The 17632-nt window shown below is 46.8% G+C and carries 11 protein-coding genes and 1 CRISPR repeat array; of the genes, 7 read left to right on the top strand and 4 right to left on the bottom strand.

Features of this window, described 5'->3' with window-relative positions:
- Positions 1-25: 25 nt before the first annotated feature.
- The 3 genes from cas4 (at position 26) to cas2 (ending at position 2234) form a co-directional block, all read left to right on the top strand.
- The gene (cas4, locus tag AACV78_RS17920; protein ID WP_194011925.1) at positions 26-622 is read left to right on the top strand and encodes a CRISPR-associated protein Cas4; all 597 of its coding nucleotides are present in this window, start codon (positions 26-28) and stop codon (positions 620-622) included.
- Between the two features lie 332 nt (positions 623-954).
- Positions 955-1956 (top strand): type I-D CRISPR-associated endonuclease Cas1d, encoded by a 1002-nt coding sequence (gene cas1d, locus AACV78_RS17915; protein ID WP_194011917.1) that lies wholly within the window; start codon positions 955-957, stop codon positions 1954-1956.
- Positions 1957-1958: 2 nt separating this feature from the next.
- Positions 1959-2234: a CRISPR-associated endonuclease Cas2 gene (gene cas2, locus AACV78_RS17910; protein WP_106150523.1), complete on the top strand. Its 276-nt coding sequence runs from the start codon at positions 1959-1961 to the stop codon at positions 2232-2234.
- Positions 2235-2487: 253 nt separating this feature from the next.
- Positions 2488-7244: a CRISPR direct-repeat array (repeat unit 37 nt; unit sequence GCCGCAATAAACTCCACTCCCTTCTAGGGATTGAAAC).
- A 7-nt stretch (positions 7245-7251) separates the two neighbouring features.
- On the opposite strand, the gene AACV78_RS17905 is transcribed toward cas2, so the two are convergent.
- Positions 7252-8454: a glycosyltransferase family 4 protein gene (locus AACV78_RS17905; protein WP_194011918.1), complete on the bottom strand. Its 1203-nt coding sequence runs from the start codon at positions 8452-8454 to the stop codon at positions 7252-7254.
- 522 nt (positions 8455-8976) lie between these two features.
- Positions 8977-11268: an IMS domain-containing protein gene (locus AACV78_RS17900; RefSeq protein WP_194011919.1), complete on the bottom strand. Its 2292-nt coding sequence runs from the start codon at positions 11266-11268 to the stop codon at positions 8977-8979.
- Positions 11269-11529: 261 nt separating this feature from the next.
- Here AACV78_RS17900 and pdhA point away from each other — a divergent pair, with 261 nt between their 5' ends.
- Together pdhA and AACV78_RS17890 are read left to right on the top strand one after the other, a co-directional pair.
- Complete coding sequence (gene pdhA / locus AACV78_RS17895; protein WP_194011920.1) at positions 11530-12564, top strand: pyruvate dehydrogenase (acetyl-transferring) E1 component subunit alpha; 1035 nt, start codon at positions 11530-11532, stop codon at positions 12562-12564.
- 112 nt (positions 12565-12676) lie between these two features.
- Positions 12677-13129: a pepsin/retropepsin-like aspartic protease family protein gene (locus tag AACV78_RS17890; protein WP_194011921.1), complete on the top strand. Its 453-nt coding sequence runs from the start codon at positions 12677-12679 to the stop codon at positions 13127-13129.
- Between the two features lie 333 nt (positions 13130-13462).
- On the opposite strand, the gene galT is transcribed toward AACV78_RS17890, so the two are convergent.
- Together galT and AACV78_RS17880 are read right to left on the bottom strand one after the other, a co-directional pair.
- On the bottom strand, positions 13463-14569 hold the full coding sequence (gene galT, locus AACV78_RS17885; protein WP_339383706.1) for a galactose-1-phosphate uridylyltransferase: 1107 nt from the start codon (positions 14567-14569) through the stop codon (positions 13463-13465).
- A gap of 392 nt (positions 14570-14961) precedes the next feature.
- The gene (locus AACV78_RS17880; RefSeq protein WP_194011922.1) at positions 14962-15468 is read right to left on the bottom strand and encodes a hypothetical protein; all 507 of its coding nucleotides are present in this window, start codon (positions 15466-15468) and stop codon (positions 14962-14964) included.
- 379 nt (positions 15469-15847) lie between these two features.
- On the opposite strand from AACV78_RS17880, the gene AACV78_RS17875 reads away from it, so the two are divergent.
- Positions 15848-16090, top strand: coding sequence for a hypothetical protein (locus AACV78_RS17875; protein WP_194011923.1), 243 nt, complete (start codon positions 15848-15850; stop codon positions 16088-16090).
- Positions 16091-16220: 130 nt separating this feature from the next.
- Entirely contained in the window at positions 16221-17303 is a 1083-nt protein-coding gene (locus tag AACV78_RS17870; protein ID WP_194011924.1) for an ATP-dependent 6-phosphofructokinase, read from the top strand.
- Positions 17304-17632: the final 329 nt, after the last annotated feature.

The following is a 17632-nucleotide window of genomic DNA, read 5'->3' as shown; positions in this document are numbered from 1 at the left end:
CGAAAAATACAAAGGTTTTAGGATTATGAACCACACTGATGATTACATTTCGATCGCATCTTTGAACCAATACTCCTACTGCGCCCACCGCTGCTGGCGGATGCTTTGCGCGGGGGAATTTGCGGATAATCAGTATACCATAGAAGGGACAAGTTTGCACGAGCGCGTTCACACTATGGGAGAACTTAATCGCGATGAAACTTGGCAAATTCGGGCGATTTGGCTGAAATCGGAACGCTACAGGCTGATTGGTAAGTCGGATTTGATTGAATCGGAGAATGGCGAGATTTATCCGGTTGAATACAAGCGCGGTAAGAAGGGGGAATGGGATAACGACGAGTTGCAAGTGTGCGCGCAAGCTTTGTGTTTGGAAGAGATGACGGGGAAAACAATTCAAACCGGATACGTCTATTACGCGCAGTCGCACCAGCGGCAAAAAGTCGAGATTTCCGAGGATTTGAGACAGGAAGCTGTGGTGACTATTTCGGCCATTCAAATTTTGTTGGAAACTGGAAAAATGCCGCCTGCAAATTACAGTAAACGCTGTCAGGGATGCAGTTTGTACCCTCAATGTTTACCGCAGGTGACTGACAAAATCCTGCGCTATCAAGAAGCCAGCTAAATTTATAAGTTTCAGTTGGTTTTAACTGAAAACTTGGCTCGATTTTAATCGGGTGTTTATGGTAGGGAAGGGCGGGTTTATGTCAATTGTTGGCGAGTGTTAGAACCGACTCGATCTATGAAACTGGGGTTGATATCAAATCCGGTAGCATCGGAATGACTCAGATATATATTCTCTCCCTCTGTGTACTCTGTGTACTCTGCGGTTAAATCATTCCAATCCAAACGGAAACGATATGAAACCCCTGGCGGACTTGCCGACTAGCCAAGCATCCCCTGGGGGACTGGCTAACAAATCAAAAGACAACTAATATATCACTTGAGGACTCAAAAATGGGAACACTTTACATCAATCAAGACGACGCTTTTATCGGCAAGGTTGACGAACGCATTGTCATCAAATGTAATAATAAAACTTTGCAGGAAGTGCCTTTAATTCATTTAGAAGCAATTGTCATTTTGGGACGGGCGACTGTTTCCCCAGCGGCGATTGCAGAACTTCTCAAGCACAAAATTTCCCTGACTTTTATCTCGGAGATAGGCGAATATCTCGGCACGCTAGAACCGGAATTAACCAAAAATATTTTCGTCCGCGATGCTCAATGGAAGGCTGCTGGAGAAACTCCTCAAGCTATTCACGCTGTTCGCGGATTTATTCGAGGTAAATTGAAAAATTACCGCTACAGTTTGTACAAAACTCAAGGTCATTATTCGGAACTAAATTTGCAACCAGCCATGACTGTAATTCAGAATGTTATCAACAAGCTGAACAAAGTTGATAATATAAATTCTCTGCGCGGGCTGGAAGGTGCGGGAAGTGCGGCTTATTTTGGAGTTTTCAATCAACTAATTCGCGCTGAGGGATTTGTTTTTAAACCCCGACACAGGCCGGCGATCGATTCAGTTAATTCTTTGATGAATTTCGGTTACACTCTTTTGCGTCGCGATGTGCAAAGTGCCATCAATATTGTTGGTTTCGATCCTTATTTGGGATATCTCCACGTTCAGCGCTACGGGCGCGTCGGACTGGCTTTTGATTTGATGGAGGAATTTCGGGCTTTAGTTGTCGATAGCGTGATTTTAAATGCTATCAACAATCGGATATTGACTCCCAATGATTTTACTGTAGAACCTCTGAGCAATGTGGTGCGACTCTCAGAAAGTGGGCGCAAGGAATTTCTGAAGCTGTACGAAAAGAAAAAACAGTCCGAGTTCAAGCATCCTGTTGTGGGGCGCAAGTGTACTTATCGCGAAGCTTTTGAGATTCAAGCGCGACTGTTGGCGAAATATCTGATGGGCCAAATCGACCAATATCCACCTTTGGTTTTGAAATAATCATGCACATTCTGATTTCTTACGATATCCCGGAAGACAAGCGGCGGACTAAAGTTCACAAAATTCTCAAATCCTACGGGCAGTGGATGCAGTACAGTGTGTTTGAGTGTGCGGATTTGAGCGAAACGCAGTATGCTAAGTTGCGATCGCGCTTGGCTAAATTCATCAAGCCTCCAGAGGACAGTATCCTATTTTTTCCGTTGTGCGCTTGCTGTCAGGGTAAAATTGAGCGCATTGGTGGGGTAGTTCCGATCGATCGAACTATTTTCTTTGCGTAAAAATTCGCCAACCTGTAGGTGTAAAATTTGGGGGGTCAAATTTTTAGGCTATAATCTATATAGAGTAAGGGTTTGATGCTCCCTCTCCGAAAATGAGGTTGGCGAAATCGCTAGGACTGTTGCTACATAAGGATTTTAGGTTAAAGTGCGAGCTATGGTATTGACAGAACGGGGACTGAAATGGTATTTTGGGATGAGGTTGGCGAAACTGAACCTTGAAAACCAAATAGAGCAATGGTTTCACACACCGGCGGCCGCAATAAACTCCACTCCCTTCTAGGGATTGAAACAATACTAGACAACCACTAGACACAATGCTAGGGCCGCAATAAACTCCACTCCCTTCTAGGGATTGAAACAGCACTCTCAGAAGCCAGAAGAGTTTTGGGCGATTGCGCCGCAATAAACTCCACTCCCTTCTAGGGATTGAAACGCTGTATAGGAAAAGATTTGAGTATCTTTTTTGCCTAGCCGCAATAAACTCCACTCCCTTCTAGGGATTGAAACTTAAAGGGCAGCTCAATCCATCTGTAATTACTCAAAAAGCCGCAATAAACTCCACTCCCTTCTAGGGATTGAAACTCCGCGACCGGACACTTACTGTCAGGGAATACCCTGAAGCCGCAATAAACTCCACTCCCTTCTAGGGATTGAAACTTAACTATGCTCTAACAACAGCAACCTGAGAAAATCCTTTAGCCGCAATAAACTCCACTCCCTTCTAGGGATTGAAACTTGGCTTGGAAAATTACTAAGATGTTGATTGGAATCTTAGGGGCCGCAATAAACTCCACTCCCTTCTAGGGATTGAAACCCGTAATCGTAAACGAAGGGCAAGCAGAATCAGCGAGCCGCAATAAACTCCACTCCCTTCTAGGGATTGAAACGGGAATAGATAATAAATATTCGATATCAGCAGGAATGAAAATGAGCCGCAATAAACTCCACTCCCTTCTAGGGATTGAAACCGCCAGGCCACTGAGGTATGGTTGCCGGCAACCATAGCCGCAATAAACTCCACTCCCTTCTAGGGATTGAAACTAGAGTGTCCTCACGCCACCTTATCAATAGACAAAGAGCCGCAATAAACTCCACTCCCTTCTAGGGATTGAAACCCGGCGATCGGAGTGGGAGAAACAGTCGGCACTTGGGCCGCAATAAACTCCACTCCCTTCTAGGGATTGAAACTTGGGTTTAGTGCTGATTTGGTTGGAAAACACGTATCAAGCCGCAATAAACTCCACTCCCTTCTAGGGATTGAAACTTCGTCGATCGTCACGAATTCCACCTCAGTTCCACCAGCCGCAATAAACTCCACTCCCTTCTAGGGATTGAAACCGATACTTACACGTTCGCGACGATGCGGAAGCTCTGGCCGCAATAAACTCCACTCCCTTCTAGGGATTGAAACCAGTAAGGTTGTTATCGGACATTTAATCAAAAAACTAGCCGCAATAAACTCCACTCCCTTCTAGGGATTGAAACGAGAAAAATCAGACGTTCAACTTTTACCCAATCGTGAGCCGCAATAAACTCCACTCCCTTCTAGGGATTGAAACCTACCAATGTACTTCTTACCACTAATAGTATTTTCTGCGCCGCAATAAACTCCACTCCCTTCTAGGGATTGAAACTTTTTGAACAAATTTAAGAGCTTTCATCTTCTCAAAACGCCGCAATAAACTCCACTCCCTTCTAGGGATTGAAACGCAGTGGATAAAAGTATCTACTTCTTTCATCTTGGCCGCAATAAACTCCACTCCCTTCTAGGGATTGAAACAACAAATTGATTAGTTTTCCTAGGTTAACTTCGGGCCGCAATAAACTCCACTCCCTTCTAGGGATTGAAACTGGAAAATCCAATCTTACATAATCTGGAGAGTGCTTTCTTGGCCGCAATAAACTCCACTCCCTTCTAGGGATTGAAACGTATTGACAGAAATCGCTTTCATGTGTTTTCCTAGCCGCAATAAACTCCACTCCCTTCTAGGGATTGAAACAATAGTTCATTAGCCATTGTGAGTAAGTCCTGAGAGCCGCAATAAACTCCACTCCCTTCTAGGGATTGAAACTTAATTCTGGGTCAGAGATAGATTCTAAATTTTGCCGCAATAAACTCCACTCCCTTCTAGGGATTGAAACATATTAGTGATATTGCTAAATAGAAGGTAGATTGCCGCAATAAACTCCACTCCCTTCTAGGGATTGAAACTACGTTCCAGGCTCTCAACATCGTTTCAAACAAGCTCAAAGCCGCAATAAACTCCACTCCCTTCTAGGGATTGAAACCTCGAAAGTAATAGGAAGAGATTCCCATAGATTATGCCGCAATAAACTCCACTCCCTTCTAGGGATTGAAACTAATCCTCCTAAAGCAGGAAATCTCAAAACTAGAGGAAGGCCGCAATAAACTCCACTCCCTTCTAGGGATTGAAACGTTTATGACTGATTTACCTCACCTGTTTTTTGAACTGCCGCAATAAACTCCACTCCCTTCTAGGGATTGAAACTCTTTGCTTAATAATTGCTCTTCTGTGGTTACAGGGAAAGCGCCGCAATAAACTCCACTCCCTTCTAGGGATTGAAACAAAATTAAATTTCAGATTGGGCAAGTTCGCGTACCGCCGCAATAAACTCCACTCCCTTCTAGGGATTGAAACCACCTGGCAGGGCTAGCGGCGCTGCGAGCAATTCTGTAAGGCCGCAATAAACTCCACTCCCTTCTAGGGATTGAAACACAGCCGCTCTTTACTCCTTACCATTACCGCAGACCCAGCCGCAATAAACTCCACTCCCTTCTAGGGATTGAAACTCCGCGGCGGGCGCTAAAACTTTTGTTTCATACCAAGCCGCAATAAACTCCACTCCCTTCTAGGGATTGAAACTAGAGCGGACGATCGCTCCCGCGGGTTCTGGCCGCAAGCCGCAATAAACTCCACTCCCTTCTAGGGATTGAAACCCTACAATCACCCTCACCAACTGATCCAACTGAGCCGCAATAAACTCCACTCCCTTCTAGGGATTGAAACAAGAGAGCAATCGTATACCTGCATCATCTTCTTCAGGCCGCAATAAACTCCACTCCCTTCTAGGGATTGAAACCCCTCTTGTCGAGCTGGGGGTAGAGGCGCTCCCGTTTCAGCCGCAATAAACTCCACTCCCTTCTAGGGATTGAAACGTTGAACATTGGCAGCTAAAAAAAGAGGCCCTAAGAGCCGCAATAAACTCCACTCCCTTCTAGGGATTGAAACCAAACGCATCCAGTGTCGTTTGCACTATCAAATGCCGCAATAAACTCCACTCCCTTCTAGGGATTGAAACGGCGCAAGCCCCGCCAGTCCAACCTGACGGGAACGCCTAGAGCCGCAATAAACTCCACTCCCTTCTAGGGATTGAAACTCCGAGGGCTGCACGTCGATCGCGGTTGTCTCCGCCGCAATAAACTCCACTCCCTTCTAGGGATTGAAACCGCGCTGTGTCGGCTGCTGGCGGTATTTGGGTTTCGGCCGCAATAAACTCCACTCCCTTCTAGGGATTGAAACGTGACAGTAATCGTTGCCACGCCGACACCAGCCGCAATAAACTCCACTCCCTTCTAGGGATTGAAACCAGCAAATTTTCGAGAATTTAGCAGCTTGATAGCATCTAGCCGCAATAAACTCCACTCCCTTCTAGGGATTGAAACTAACATATTTTCAATTATTGCCTTTTTTTTAGAGCCGCAATAAACTCCACTCCCTTCTAGGGATTGAAACTAAAGTCATAGGCTTTTCCCCTATTTCCTCACCCTGCCGCAATAAACTCCACTCCCTTCTAGGGATTGAAACGACCGCGATACAACCGTGTTAGAATATTAGAGCCAGCCGCAATAAACTCCACTCCCTTCTAGGGATTGAAACATTAATTCAGATACATTAATGGAAATTCCATATCTGCCGCAATAAACTCCACTCCCTTCTAGGGATTGAAACGGGTAGTGGCAGTGATGGAAAAGTAAGATTGACTGCGCCGCAATAAACTCCACTCCCTTCTAGGGATTGAAACTCTGACGAGACAATATCAGAGAACAAAGCTTTAACGCCGCAATAAACTCCACTCCCTTCTAGGGATTGAAACCTGGAAGCGAGACCATAAATTCCACAACCAAACCGCCGCAATAAACTCCACTCCCTTCTAGGGATTGAAACGCAAAAAACCCAGAGCGATCACGCCAACCAAAAGAGGCCGCAATAAACTCCACTCCCTTCTAGGGATTGAAACTGAAGTGATGGAACTTTCCCAGGAGCGCAAAAAAAGCCGCAATAAACTCCACTCCCTTCTAGGGATTGAAACCAGAAACTTCAACGCCAGGAGACACCCAAGATATCAATGAGCCGCAATAAACTCCACTCCCTTCTAGGGATTGAAACGCTACTAAGTCCCTTTCTACCTCATAAACAGGGGCCGCAATAAACTCCACTCCCTTCTAGGGATTGAAACCTCAGTGCGGTTAATGTATGTGCGATCGGTTTGCCAAGCCGCAATAAACTCCACTCCCTTCTAGGGATTGAAACGGGGTACAAATGCCAGAGGGCAAACTACCTGCCGCCCAAAAGCCGCAATAAACTCCACTCCCTTCTAGGGATTGAAACGGCTTGCAATTAATCATGCAATGAGATATTGCAAGCGATTGCCGCAATAAACTCCACTCCCTTCTAGGGATTGAAACCCAATAAAAAGGAAGGGGCCAAGCTGCAGCCGTATTCTGCCGCAATAAACTCCACTCCCTTCTAGGGATTGAAACCGGTCTGACACCGACAGCAGTGAAGATGCTAGACGAATGCCGCAATAAACTCCACTCCCTTCTAGGGATTGAAACGGGGCCAAAGCAATTCCTAATATACTCCCAATCGAGCTGCCGCAATAAACTCCACTCCCTTCTAGGGATTGAAACCAGGATGAGGTATACAGGCATATAGGCGGGGAGGTAGAAGGCCGCAATAAACTCCACTCCCTTCTAGGGATTGAAACTGCCAAACTATAAAATTATTGGCTCAAAAATAGATTGATCCTCACCCTGTTTATCCCCTCCAATAACCTCAAACAATCGATCGACTCCACAGCGCCAAGAAAAATGTTCAGCCACAAAACCAGGCCCAGCAACCCTAGCTTTGGCAGCTATTCCAGGCTGTTCGATCGCCCCCAGCATCAAATCAGTCAAATGTTCCCACTCAGGAGCTAACATAAATAAGGTTTCCCCATCAACAACCACAGCCGTAAATTTACTCTCTATCCGCAGCGCAAAATCCGATCGCGTAAAATCATCCGTAGGGCCGCCCTCCGTGCAGATTACCAGCAAACCGCAAGCCGCAGCCTCCAACACCGGCAGATTAAAACCTTCCGCCAAATAGGGAGAAACATAAACATCCGCAGCTTGGTACAACTCAGCTATTTCAGCAAAAGATAGCTGCGTCCCAGTATAAATCAACCTCGGTAAAACCCTCGCTCTTTCCGCATCGTCGAGTACCACTCGACAGGCTTCGGCAATCTCATCTCTGGAAGGATAAAGCAGTTCAGAACCTTTTAAAACCAATCTCGCATGGGGATATTTGTCAACCACCGCAGCGAAGGCTTTTAATAAGGGGCGAATGCCTTTGCGATCCGTTTGTCCGCCGATATTTAAAAATATAAAATAGTTTGACCAGCCGAAATTGTCCCTGAGCGATTGACGCCGATCGCCCTGGGCCGGATAATAAATCTGAGGATCGACTCCCAAAGGTACAACAGCAATGCGATCGGCCTCAACCCCGCTGCGAATTAAGCCGGCCTTTGACCACGCCGAAGGTGTAATAATTTTTACTTGTGAATTAACAGGAGTTTGGGCGATCGACCTTACCCCCATTGCATCCAATACATTACGGGTAATCACCCCCCATTCTGTCGCTGCAAACACCCAAGTTTGGGCGCTACTGGATACTGAAAAGTCCCACGGGCAGTACATTCGCAGCGTCACGTCGGCCGACTGATTTACCCCAGGGCTGGGAATGCTGCGGAGTAATGTTTCATTTGGGCGATCGAACAAACTAATTTTCGTCTCCCAAGCTGCGTCTATGTAGGGCATATCGCGGTGGAAAAGCTCTATTTCTTCTCGCGGGCGAGCCAGCATTTCTAGCAGTTGAAATTGATTTACTATGCAGTAGGAATGATAAATAAAACGCCAGCCTTCAACAATAATCTGCAATTCACAACTCCGAATTTAAGAATTAAAAATTTAAATAATTATCACCAATTGGTAATTAGCAATTATCAACTATAGCAATCCTAAATGATTGTCTGTAGGGACACGGCATTGCCGTGTCCCTACAGATGGATTTTGGGGAAATCACATTTATGTTCGCCGCACGTGATAATGATTTAGGATTGCTATATAAATCAAGTAAGTAGTTACAAATACACATTCGATGGGGAGGGCGAGTTTTGCATTCATCTTCTAGCTTGTATCAGATATTCTTCGCTAAAGCCGCCCCTAAAATATCCTATGTTCTTTATCTTTACCTATTTACTAATTTGTGTCCGCTTGAGGCTAAAACCTTTGAAAAATCTCGCTTTTAGTTAAGTTTCGATCCCTGGAAAAAAGGGGCTACAGGAGCCTTTTCAAAGTCCCCCTTTTTAAGGGGGATTTAGGGGGATCGAGGCTCCGCTGTAAACGATAACTACAAAGGTTTTAGGCTTAATTTGACACCAATTCCCAATTCCCAATTCCCTACTTCATCACTTGCCAATCCATAATCCGCCACTGTCCCTCCTGACGGATTAAGTCGTAGCGCACGCGCAGGTCTTCGTTGCGAGAACTAACTAGCCGATCGCCATCGAAGACTTTAGCTTTTTCCGTTACTTGGGCTTCTACTTGCGCGCGATCGGGATTAGTCGGATTTGTCGTAACTCCTTTAACTTGCAGGCTGTGTTGGTAACTCTGGTAGGCGTTGTTTTTCTGTTGAGCGTCTGCCATCAATTGCCAGCGAGACAAAGCCGGTTCTGTGAGAACTTGCTTTAATTCTTCGACAGCGTGGTTAGGGCCCAAAGCCGCCGCTTTCGCCGACAGCCAGCTTTCAACTATTTGTTTGGCTGCTGCCTCAGTCACTACTCCCGACACTGCCGCATTCGGCTCAGGAGCCGGGGCAGCCGCCGGGATTTGGATGGGCGGTGCTTCTAGGCTGAGCAAGGGTTGCTCTTCTCGCACGGATTGTAGGGCATTCGCCAACAAACTGAGTATTAACCACAGGATTAACAGGCTCAGGACACCTCCGGCGACAAACAGAGCCAGCCTGTTTGGAGGCATGGACTTGACTTGGGCGGAAATTTGTGCTGCTTTAGTGCGCGTCCGATCGACTAAATCGCCTGCTAGACCCTGGCCAGTCGCTCCGCTGCGCCCGCTGGAACCTGTGCGCCTCCGGGTGGAGGTCGAGGCTGTGGGTCGTGGCGCTGTAGTTGTCGGGAGAGAGACGGCGGAGACGGCGCCTAGTGCAGCAGCCGTTGCGTGGTCTTTCGGGGCTGAGGCTGCGGTAGAGCTGTCTACCGGTACGGGGGTCAAGGTAACGCTACTGGCTCCCTGTTTGGCTGCTGGGGGCTGTGGGGATGCCAGTCGGCGATCGCCCGTTGGTTGCAGTCGTCCCTGGGGTTTGCCCGATCGGGGCTGCACCACAACCCATTCGTTGGCCGTTTCTGCATCCGAAGGCAAAGCTTCTAGATAAGCTTGGACTTTCGGGTCAGCAAAGTAATCTTTCAAGGAGACTGGCTGATTTGCCAAGTCGCGGAAGTGTGGAAACACTTCTTCTTGCAGCCAGTGTTCGGCGTACAAGCACAGTCCCGGCAACAAATCGGGAGAATCTTGGGAATGTTCGCGAATAAAAGCGAGGGGTTCTTTTTCCGAACTGAGTTCTAGGGCTCTGCTGGCTTCTTCTGTTTGGCCCAGCAGCAGCGAACACACGGCTTTTTCGAGGTGAACGTCTTGGCGGCGGCCGAGCTGCATCAGCATCAGCTTAGCGCGGCGGATCATCGCAGGTGCTCTGGTGGCAAATCCTTGGGCTAACAGAGTGTAAACCGACAGGTAAGTAGCGACTGCTGAAGGGCGACCGGCTTCGGCTTCAAATAGAGTCTGCTGTTCGCTGCTGGTTAGGTGTTTCCGCAGTTGCTGGACGAAGCGGAGGAAGTCTTCTATGCCTAAACCCGAGCGATCGTCCCCCGATCCGTCGATGCCCTCCCGTTCTTCGAGCATTTCCCGCAGGATTTGCAGTCCCTGACGGCGCTCGGCGACTTTTTCTTCCGGGAGCGAGAGTAATTCTAAAATGTTGTACGGACGGAGTTTGTATATATCGGCTTGCATTTCACCCCTCACGCTTGGAAATAGGCTTTCGCGCAGCAGCAGTTCTTGACCTGCTTCTAATGATTTGGCGGCATTTTGGTATTGACCTTGCTGCCACTGTTCGCGACCGAGTTCTAGACACGCAAGACTTACTGTTAAAACTATATCCGGCCGCACAAGCTGGCGATCGCCGAAGCGGCCTTCGTCGATCGCGATGCTGCCATTGTTGAGATACGGGCGACCCAGTTTCTGTACGAGTTCGTATTCTCCCAGTTCTTGCAGTACGAGCAGGGCTCCTACGAATTGGTTGTCATCGATTTCAATACTTGGAGTGTGGGGGTCGGGAGCGGCGTCTAAAGCCTTAGATTCTGCCGGAGCAGTTTCTCCTGCATCTTGCAAAACAGTGGCCGGCCCATTTGAGGTTTTTAACCTCTGCTTGGCTGCAATTGCTGCTTCCGACTCTCGATCGTATGTTTTGGCTAAAAAACTCGCATCATAAGCTTTGCGCGCGTCTGAGTCTGACAGAACGGCGCAGGCTTCATCGATCAATTGTTTGCGGGCGACGATCGCAACTTCGGAATACTCCCGACGCGGAAGCTGTAAAGTTCGATCGCGGTGAGCCTGCTGCAACTGTTCGGCAGTAGCTTGAATCGGTAGACCCAAAATCCGGTAGTAATCTAGTGGAATTAACACTACGTCCACTTCCCCAAAGCGCTAGCAACTAAATTAGCCTATCTTAGCTAAGGTTGGTTTTTAACAAAAGCATTAGTGACAACTTAGTCGGGTTTCTGCAATAGTCCGTGCTGTCGGAGCGGCACGCCAGCCCCCTGCTTCCCTGATTTTAACAACTTCCCAACAGCAGGGCGAGAAAATTTTCGACCATTTTCTGCTGGGTTGTGTCCTCTGTCGGTTTACATTTAAATGTTTAAGTAGGCGATCGGGTATTAATTTTTTATGGCTGAGGAACGGATTTTACCAGTTTTTGACGCACAAAGCGTAACTATTTCTCGCGAAGAGGGCTTGATGCTCTACGAGGATATGGTTTTGGGGCGTTTGTTTGAAGACAAGTGCGCTGAGATGTACTACCGGGGCAAAATGTTTGGTTTTGTCCACTTGTACAACGGCCAGGAAGCGGTATCTACTGGCGTGATTCGATCGATGCGCCGCGATAGTACCGATTACGTCAGCAGCACCTACCGCGATCACGTTCACGCTTTGAGCGCGGGCGTACCAGCGCGGGAAGTGATGGCGGAGTTGTTCGGGAAGGAAACCGGTTGCTCGAAGGGCCGGGGCGGTTCGATGCATATGTTTTCGGCCGAACATCGGCTGTTGGGAGGCTATGCTTTTGTGGCTGAGGGGATTCCGGTAGCTACGGGGGCGGCTTTTCAATCGAAGTATCGGCGCGAAGCTTTGGGCGATGAGAGTTCCGATGGCGTAACTGCTTGTTTTTTTGGCGATGGTGCTGCAAATAACGGGCAGTTTTTTGAATGTTTGAATATGGCTGCTTTGTGGAAGTTGCCGATTCTTTATGTTGTGGAAAACAACAAATGGGCGATCGGCATGGCCCACGAGCGAGCCACTTCTGACCCCTTAATTTACAAAAAAGCTCATGCTTTTGGCATGGCTGGATTCGAGGTTGACGGGATGGATGTTTTGGCGGTGCGGGAAGTCGCCAAGGAAGCCATAGCACGGGCTAGGGCTGGCGAAGGCCCGACTTTGATCGAGGCTTTGACTTATCGCTTTCGGGGTCATTCTTTGGCCGATCCTGATGAGTTGCGCTCTAAGGAAGAGAAGGAATATTGGTTCCCCCGCGATCCGATTAAGAAGTTGGCTGCTGATTTGATCGATCGCACTTTGGCTACTGCTGAAGAATTAAAAGCGATCGACAAAAAGATCGAAGCTGTAATTGATGATGCGGTAGATTTTGCGGAGAAGAGTCCCGAACCCGATCCGAGCGAATTGTATCGGTATATCTATGCTGAAGATTAGTAGTTAGTTCGCGATAATTTGCGTTGAATTGCAGCCGCAGGTTTTAACCGGTGGCTGCTCGCATTTCAAGCTATAATTGAAGGTAGACTTTCTGTAGAAAAAGAGAGGCGCTATGATAAATATCGATCGTAATTGGAGTCAAACAACCAAAAATATGGGTGCAGTTCGAGTCAAAGTCAAGCTAACGAATGCCATTGATGAAGCCTTGGTGAGTCGAGGATTGCTCAATCCGAATCTTTTGCGGGTTTGCGAAGCCGAAGCACTGATAGATACTGGTGCAGTACGCACAGCAATTCCTGTAGAAGTTTGCGAACACCTTGGTTTAAGAATTCGGAGTCAGGAAATAGCAAAATATGCTGATGGCAGACAAGAAACAGTAGGATTGACTGAACCTATGATTATTGAAATGGCAGGGCGGGAGACGATCGAGGCCGCAATGGTTTTAGGCGATATCGTGCTGATAGGTCAAACTGTGTTAGAAACTTTAGACTTGCTGGTAGATTCCAAAAATCAGCGTTTAGTTCCAAATCCCGAAAATCCTGAAAGAGCTGTGTTGAGAGTATAAAAACCATATTCATGACACCTCATAAACCCGGTTTTTTCATAGATATATGACAATCTTAAGTGAACCGTATTGGTTCGTCGTGAGGACTTCGCTTCTTCTGAAAAAAGGTTCGCAGTAAGGATTTTAGGATCGACAACTTAATAACTTAAATACCTCCTACAGTTCTCTCTACTGTAAGTTGCCTTCCTCAAAGGAGGTAGAGCCTCCGCACCTGCATTACTAGGCTCTTCCTGGTAACGAGCAAGGTTCTCCCTGGGACTTTAGTTTTTCTTAAAAAAGTGTTTAAGAAAGAAGAACTAAAGTCATCACTACGAACTAAATTGAGCGAGGTTATTAATAGAGATTGACAGATACGGCTTGCAATTCTTGAGCTTTTTCTTCCGGTAAAGCATCGTTGACAAACATTCCGGCTGCGAGTTCGGTTCCCGCTAGGTATTTGAGCCGATCGCGCGATCGATAGGGCGGATAAAACTCAGCGTGCAAATGTGCCTCTGGGTGAGGCTTTCCGTCTGTGGGCGCTTGAAACCAAGCCATCAAATAAGGGAATGGGCGGTGCCACAAACCATCATATTTAAGGGCGACTGTTTTTAAAGCCTTGGCAAGTCCTTGACGCTGTTTTTCGGTAAGATCGATAAATGTGGCAACCGGTGCGATGGGCGCAATCCACACTTCGTAAGGGTAGCGGGCGCAAGCGGGCACAAAGGCGATCGCATATTCATCTAAATACAGAATTCGCTGTTTGTCTGAAATTTCCTTTTGAATCAAATCTTGCAGCAAACCGCTGCTGTTTTTTTGATAGTAAACCGACTGACATTCTAACATCCGCGCCGGCACCGGTGGCACGAACGGATAAGCATAAATTTGACCGTGGGGGTGGTGCAAAGTTACTCCAACTTCTACGCCGCGATTTTCAAAAGGCAAGACATATTGAATTTCGGGATTGCTGCTGATAACTGAAGTGCGATCTGCCCACACTTCTAATAACAATTCTAAGTGACTTAATTCCAAAGAACCCAACGAAGCCAGCGGATCTTGAGTAAAAACGACAACTTCACAAACGCCGTTAGCTGGCGCAGTTTCCACAATATTTGTAGGCGCATTATTTGCCTGGAAACTCATCGATGGAAAGCGGTTGTCAAAAACTGCTATATCGTAATTTCCTCGTGGCAATTCTGTCGGAAATCTGGGATTAATTGTAGCAGCCAGCGGGTTATATTCCGGCGGTGGCATGAAAGTTCTTTCCTGACGGTGGCTGGCATATGCTACCCATTCCCCCCGCAAGGGATGCCAGCGAAAGTGCGGGTTGGCTTTTACAGGTTCATTGCTGGGACTTACGGCGGCGATGCCTTTTGGAATTGGGTAGCGGCTGTACAGTGCGATCGGGCGGCCGTCGGGTTTTCGCAATGTTTGGCGGTACATTTTTTGTGGGCGATCGAGCATTTTTAATATATTTTAAAAGTATAATGTCAATTCTTGTTGACTGTTGACTGTTGACTGTTGACTGTTGACTCGATTTTCTTATTGCCTAGTACCGAATAGGCTAGCAAAAGTTATTAAAACTTCATTGTTAAGTTTCTTCAAATGTGTAAGAAATGACCGGGCTTGCTCGCGATCGGCTTACAGGCCCGTTAAAAAAACTGTCCGAACTTTTGATGACTGGTAATTAATGGGATATGGCTAGTATTCAGAGGGCGGTATAGCGGTTATCAAAAAAGTCAGGATAGCCCTATGCCCGGTTTGCCCTATGCCCTATCCCGGATAGTACCTCAGATGAGAGATCGAAAGGCTATATCTCTGCGATATGCCCTGTAAAAACAGCTTTCTTTGTACTTTTATTTCGCCGATTTCTGCGCCTTGTTTTCGGGTTCTACTGATTGCAAAGCTCCGTCGAGAATTGTCCGCGCTTCCTCAGCTTGGCTCCTAGCTTCTCGATAGCGGACGTTAGCTTGAGCGAAGGTTTTGAGAACTTTGAAACCGTCTTTGAGACGACCAATTTCTTCGGCCGTCACAGACTCATCTGTAAACAAAATGTCGATCGCCTCCCGGATTTTGAGTGCTTCTTCGCGGGATTCCATGACTTTCAATTTGAGACTTGCCAAATTGCTCAAAATCTGCACCGCTTCAGTAATTGCGTCTTCGCCATCCGACGCGGCATCTTCGATATCCTTAACTTCAACAAACTGCTTGGGCCCAAATCCTTCTGCGAGCTCTGTAGGTAGCTGACCTTCATCCATCAGCAGCATCAGCTTATCCATCGCTTGTTCGCGGGCTTTGACTGAATCTTTCCCTCTGACAGTTAAAATAATTTCGGGGCTTTGAGGGAGTGTATAGCGAACCATATTTTGACCACAAGTGTGCGACAACAATTGAATGATATTTTATCTTTATTCGATCGCCTGTTGCAGCGATCGTTCCGCTCCTTTCCCCACCGCTGGCCCAAATTTGACGCCCTTAAAATGGATACAAGCCCCCAATTTAAGTCATGGAGAAAGAAAATTTTTCGCTCCAGCTTCAAGATTCCAGATTCAGCGGGAGAGCAAATCTTAAATCTTCAAGGCCCCAATCTAAAATCGACTGACATCGTTTCCGGTTGCATCGGAATCATAAAATCGAGTCAAAAGTTAACACTCAACAATCAACAGTCATCAGTCATCAGCCAACAGCCAACAGTCAACAGTCAACAGTTGACACATATACACTCAAAAGGAACTATCGACCATGAAAGATAAAATTCTTAACTTTATCAACTTGATTTTAGTAGCTGATGTGTTTTTCGTCTTTGCTATTTTTGGGTGGTTTGCGATCGCCGTAGTTGGGCGATCGACCGGAGTGAATCTCGGTTTCGATTTGTGGTACAGTCTCTGGCAGCCGGTATTTAATCCCGCCCTGGGAATTCTCATGGGGGGTGCAATTCTTAGCGGCATCATCAACCAAGTTTCTAAACGCCTCAATCCCAAGTAAAATTTATGTTGTATTTGAGACGGTGATTTGGGAGGCTAAAGCCACTAAATTACGTCGCAAATAAGGATTGGACGATCTGGATCTAAAAAAATCAACCCATGTTCTGAGTAACAAAAGTCTGGCATAAATTATGGGAGAACAAAAGTGTATCGGCATTCTCACTAGCGGAGGTGACTGTGCAGGCTTAAATGCCGTGATACGAGCCGTTGTGTACCGCGCAACGGGAACTTACAATTGGAAAGTAATGGGGATTCGTCAAGCCACCAACGGATTGATGAGCCGTCCCCCGGAAGCAATTCCTTTGAATATTGAGAAAGTAGACTCTTGGCTCACCATTGGCGGTACAATGCTGGGCACGACAAATAAGGGCAACCCTTTTGCTTTCCCGATGGCTGACGGGACTCTGCGCGATCGCTCCGATGATATTATTCAAGGCTATCATCAACTCGGTCTGGATGCCCTAATTGGCATAGGTGGCGATGGTAGTCTCGCCATTCTCAGGAAGATTGCTCTCGAAGGTAATTTGAATTTAGTTGCTATTCCTAAAACTATTGATAATGATGTCGGAATTACCGAGCGAGCGATCGGTTTTGATACTGCTGTCAATATTGCCACAGAAGCACTAGACCGCTTGCATTTTACTGCGGCCAGTCACAGCCGCGTGATAATTGTTGAAGTCATGGGACGCGATGCCGGACATATTGCAATTAGTGCCGGAATTGCTGGGGGAGCTGATATAATTCTGATTCCCGAAATTCCTTACAAAATTTCCGAAATCTGTGCCAAAATCCAAGAACGCCAACAACGCGGAAAAAACTACTGTTTAATTGTAGTAGCGGAGGCAGTTCGCACAGAAGCAGGCGAATTAGTAATGCACACAAATCGCTTGGGTCAAAGTCGATTAGGCGGAATCGGTCAGTATTTAGCTGATACAATTTCTGAATGTAGCGGTGCAGAAACCCGCGTCAGCGTTTTGGGACACACTCAACGCGGGGGAACACCTTCTTCGCTAGAAAGATTAATTGCTTCTGCTTTTGGCGTCGCAGCAGTTGATTTAATTGCCGAAGAGAAATTTGACCGCATGGTATCTTGGCAACAGCGAGAAGTTGTCAGCGTTCCATTGGAAGATGCGATTTCCAAATATAGACCGGTAGACTTCAACGGTACTCTGGTTAAAACGGCCCGGGGTTTAGGGATTTGTTTGGGAGATTAGACAATTATTTGTCCTAGTTCTCAAACAGTAACAAGAAGCAAAGAAACCGGGTTTTTTGACAATAGAGAGTTTTTGGCTAGTATTTATACCATTTCTCTAAAATCATGCAATACTCTCCGACCCCCCCTAGCCCCCCCTTAGCAAGGGGGGGGACAAGAATACTGTTATTTCGTTTGAAATTGGTATTAGTTAAAAAACCCGGTTTCTGGCCCGATGTTTGTCAATTTCTCATCAGAAAACCATCGGCGTGTATCTGTGTAGTTCGACTTGACAACTGCGATCGATCCTGTGACTGTCTCTTATACACACCTGACGCTGCCGACGAATAG

Source organism: Tychonema sp. LEGE 07196, from assembly GCF_963890365.1.
In the GTDB taxonomy this organism is placed as follows: domain Bacteria; phylum Cyanobacteriota; class Cyanobacteriia; order Cyanobacteriales; family Microcoleaceae; genus Microcoleus.
This window is presented reverse-complemented; position numbering and strand designations above follow the sequence as displayed.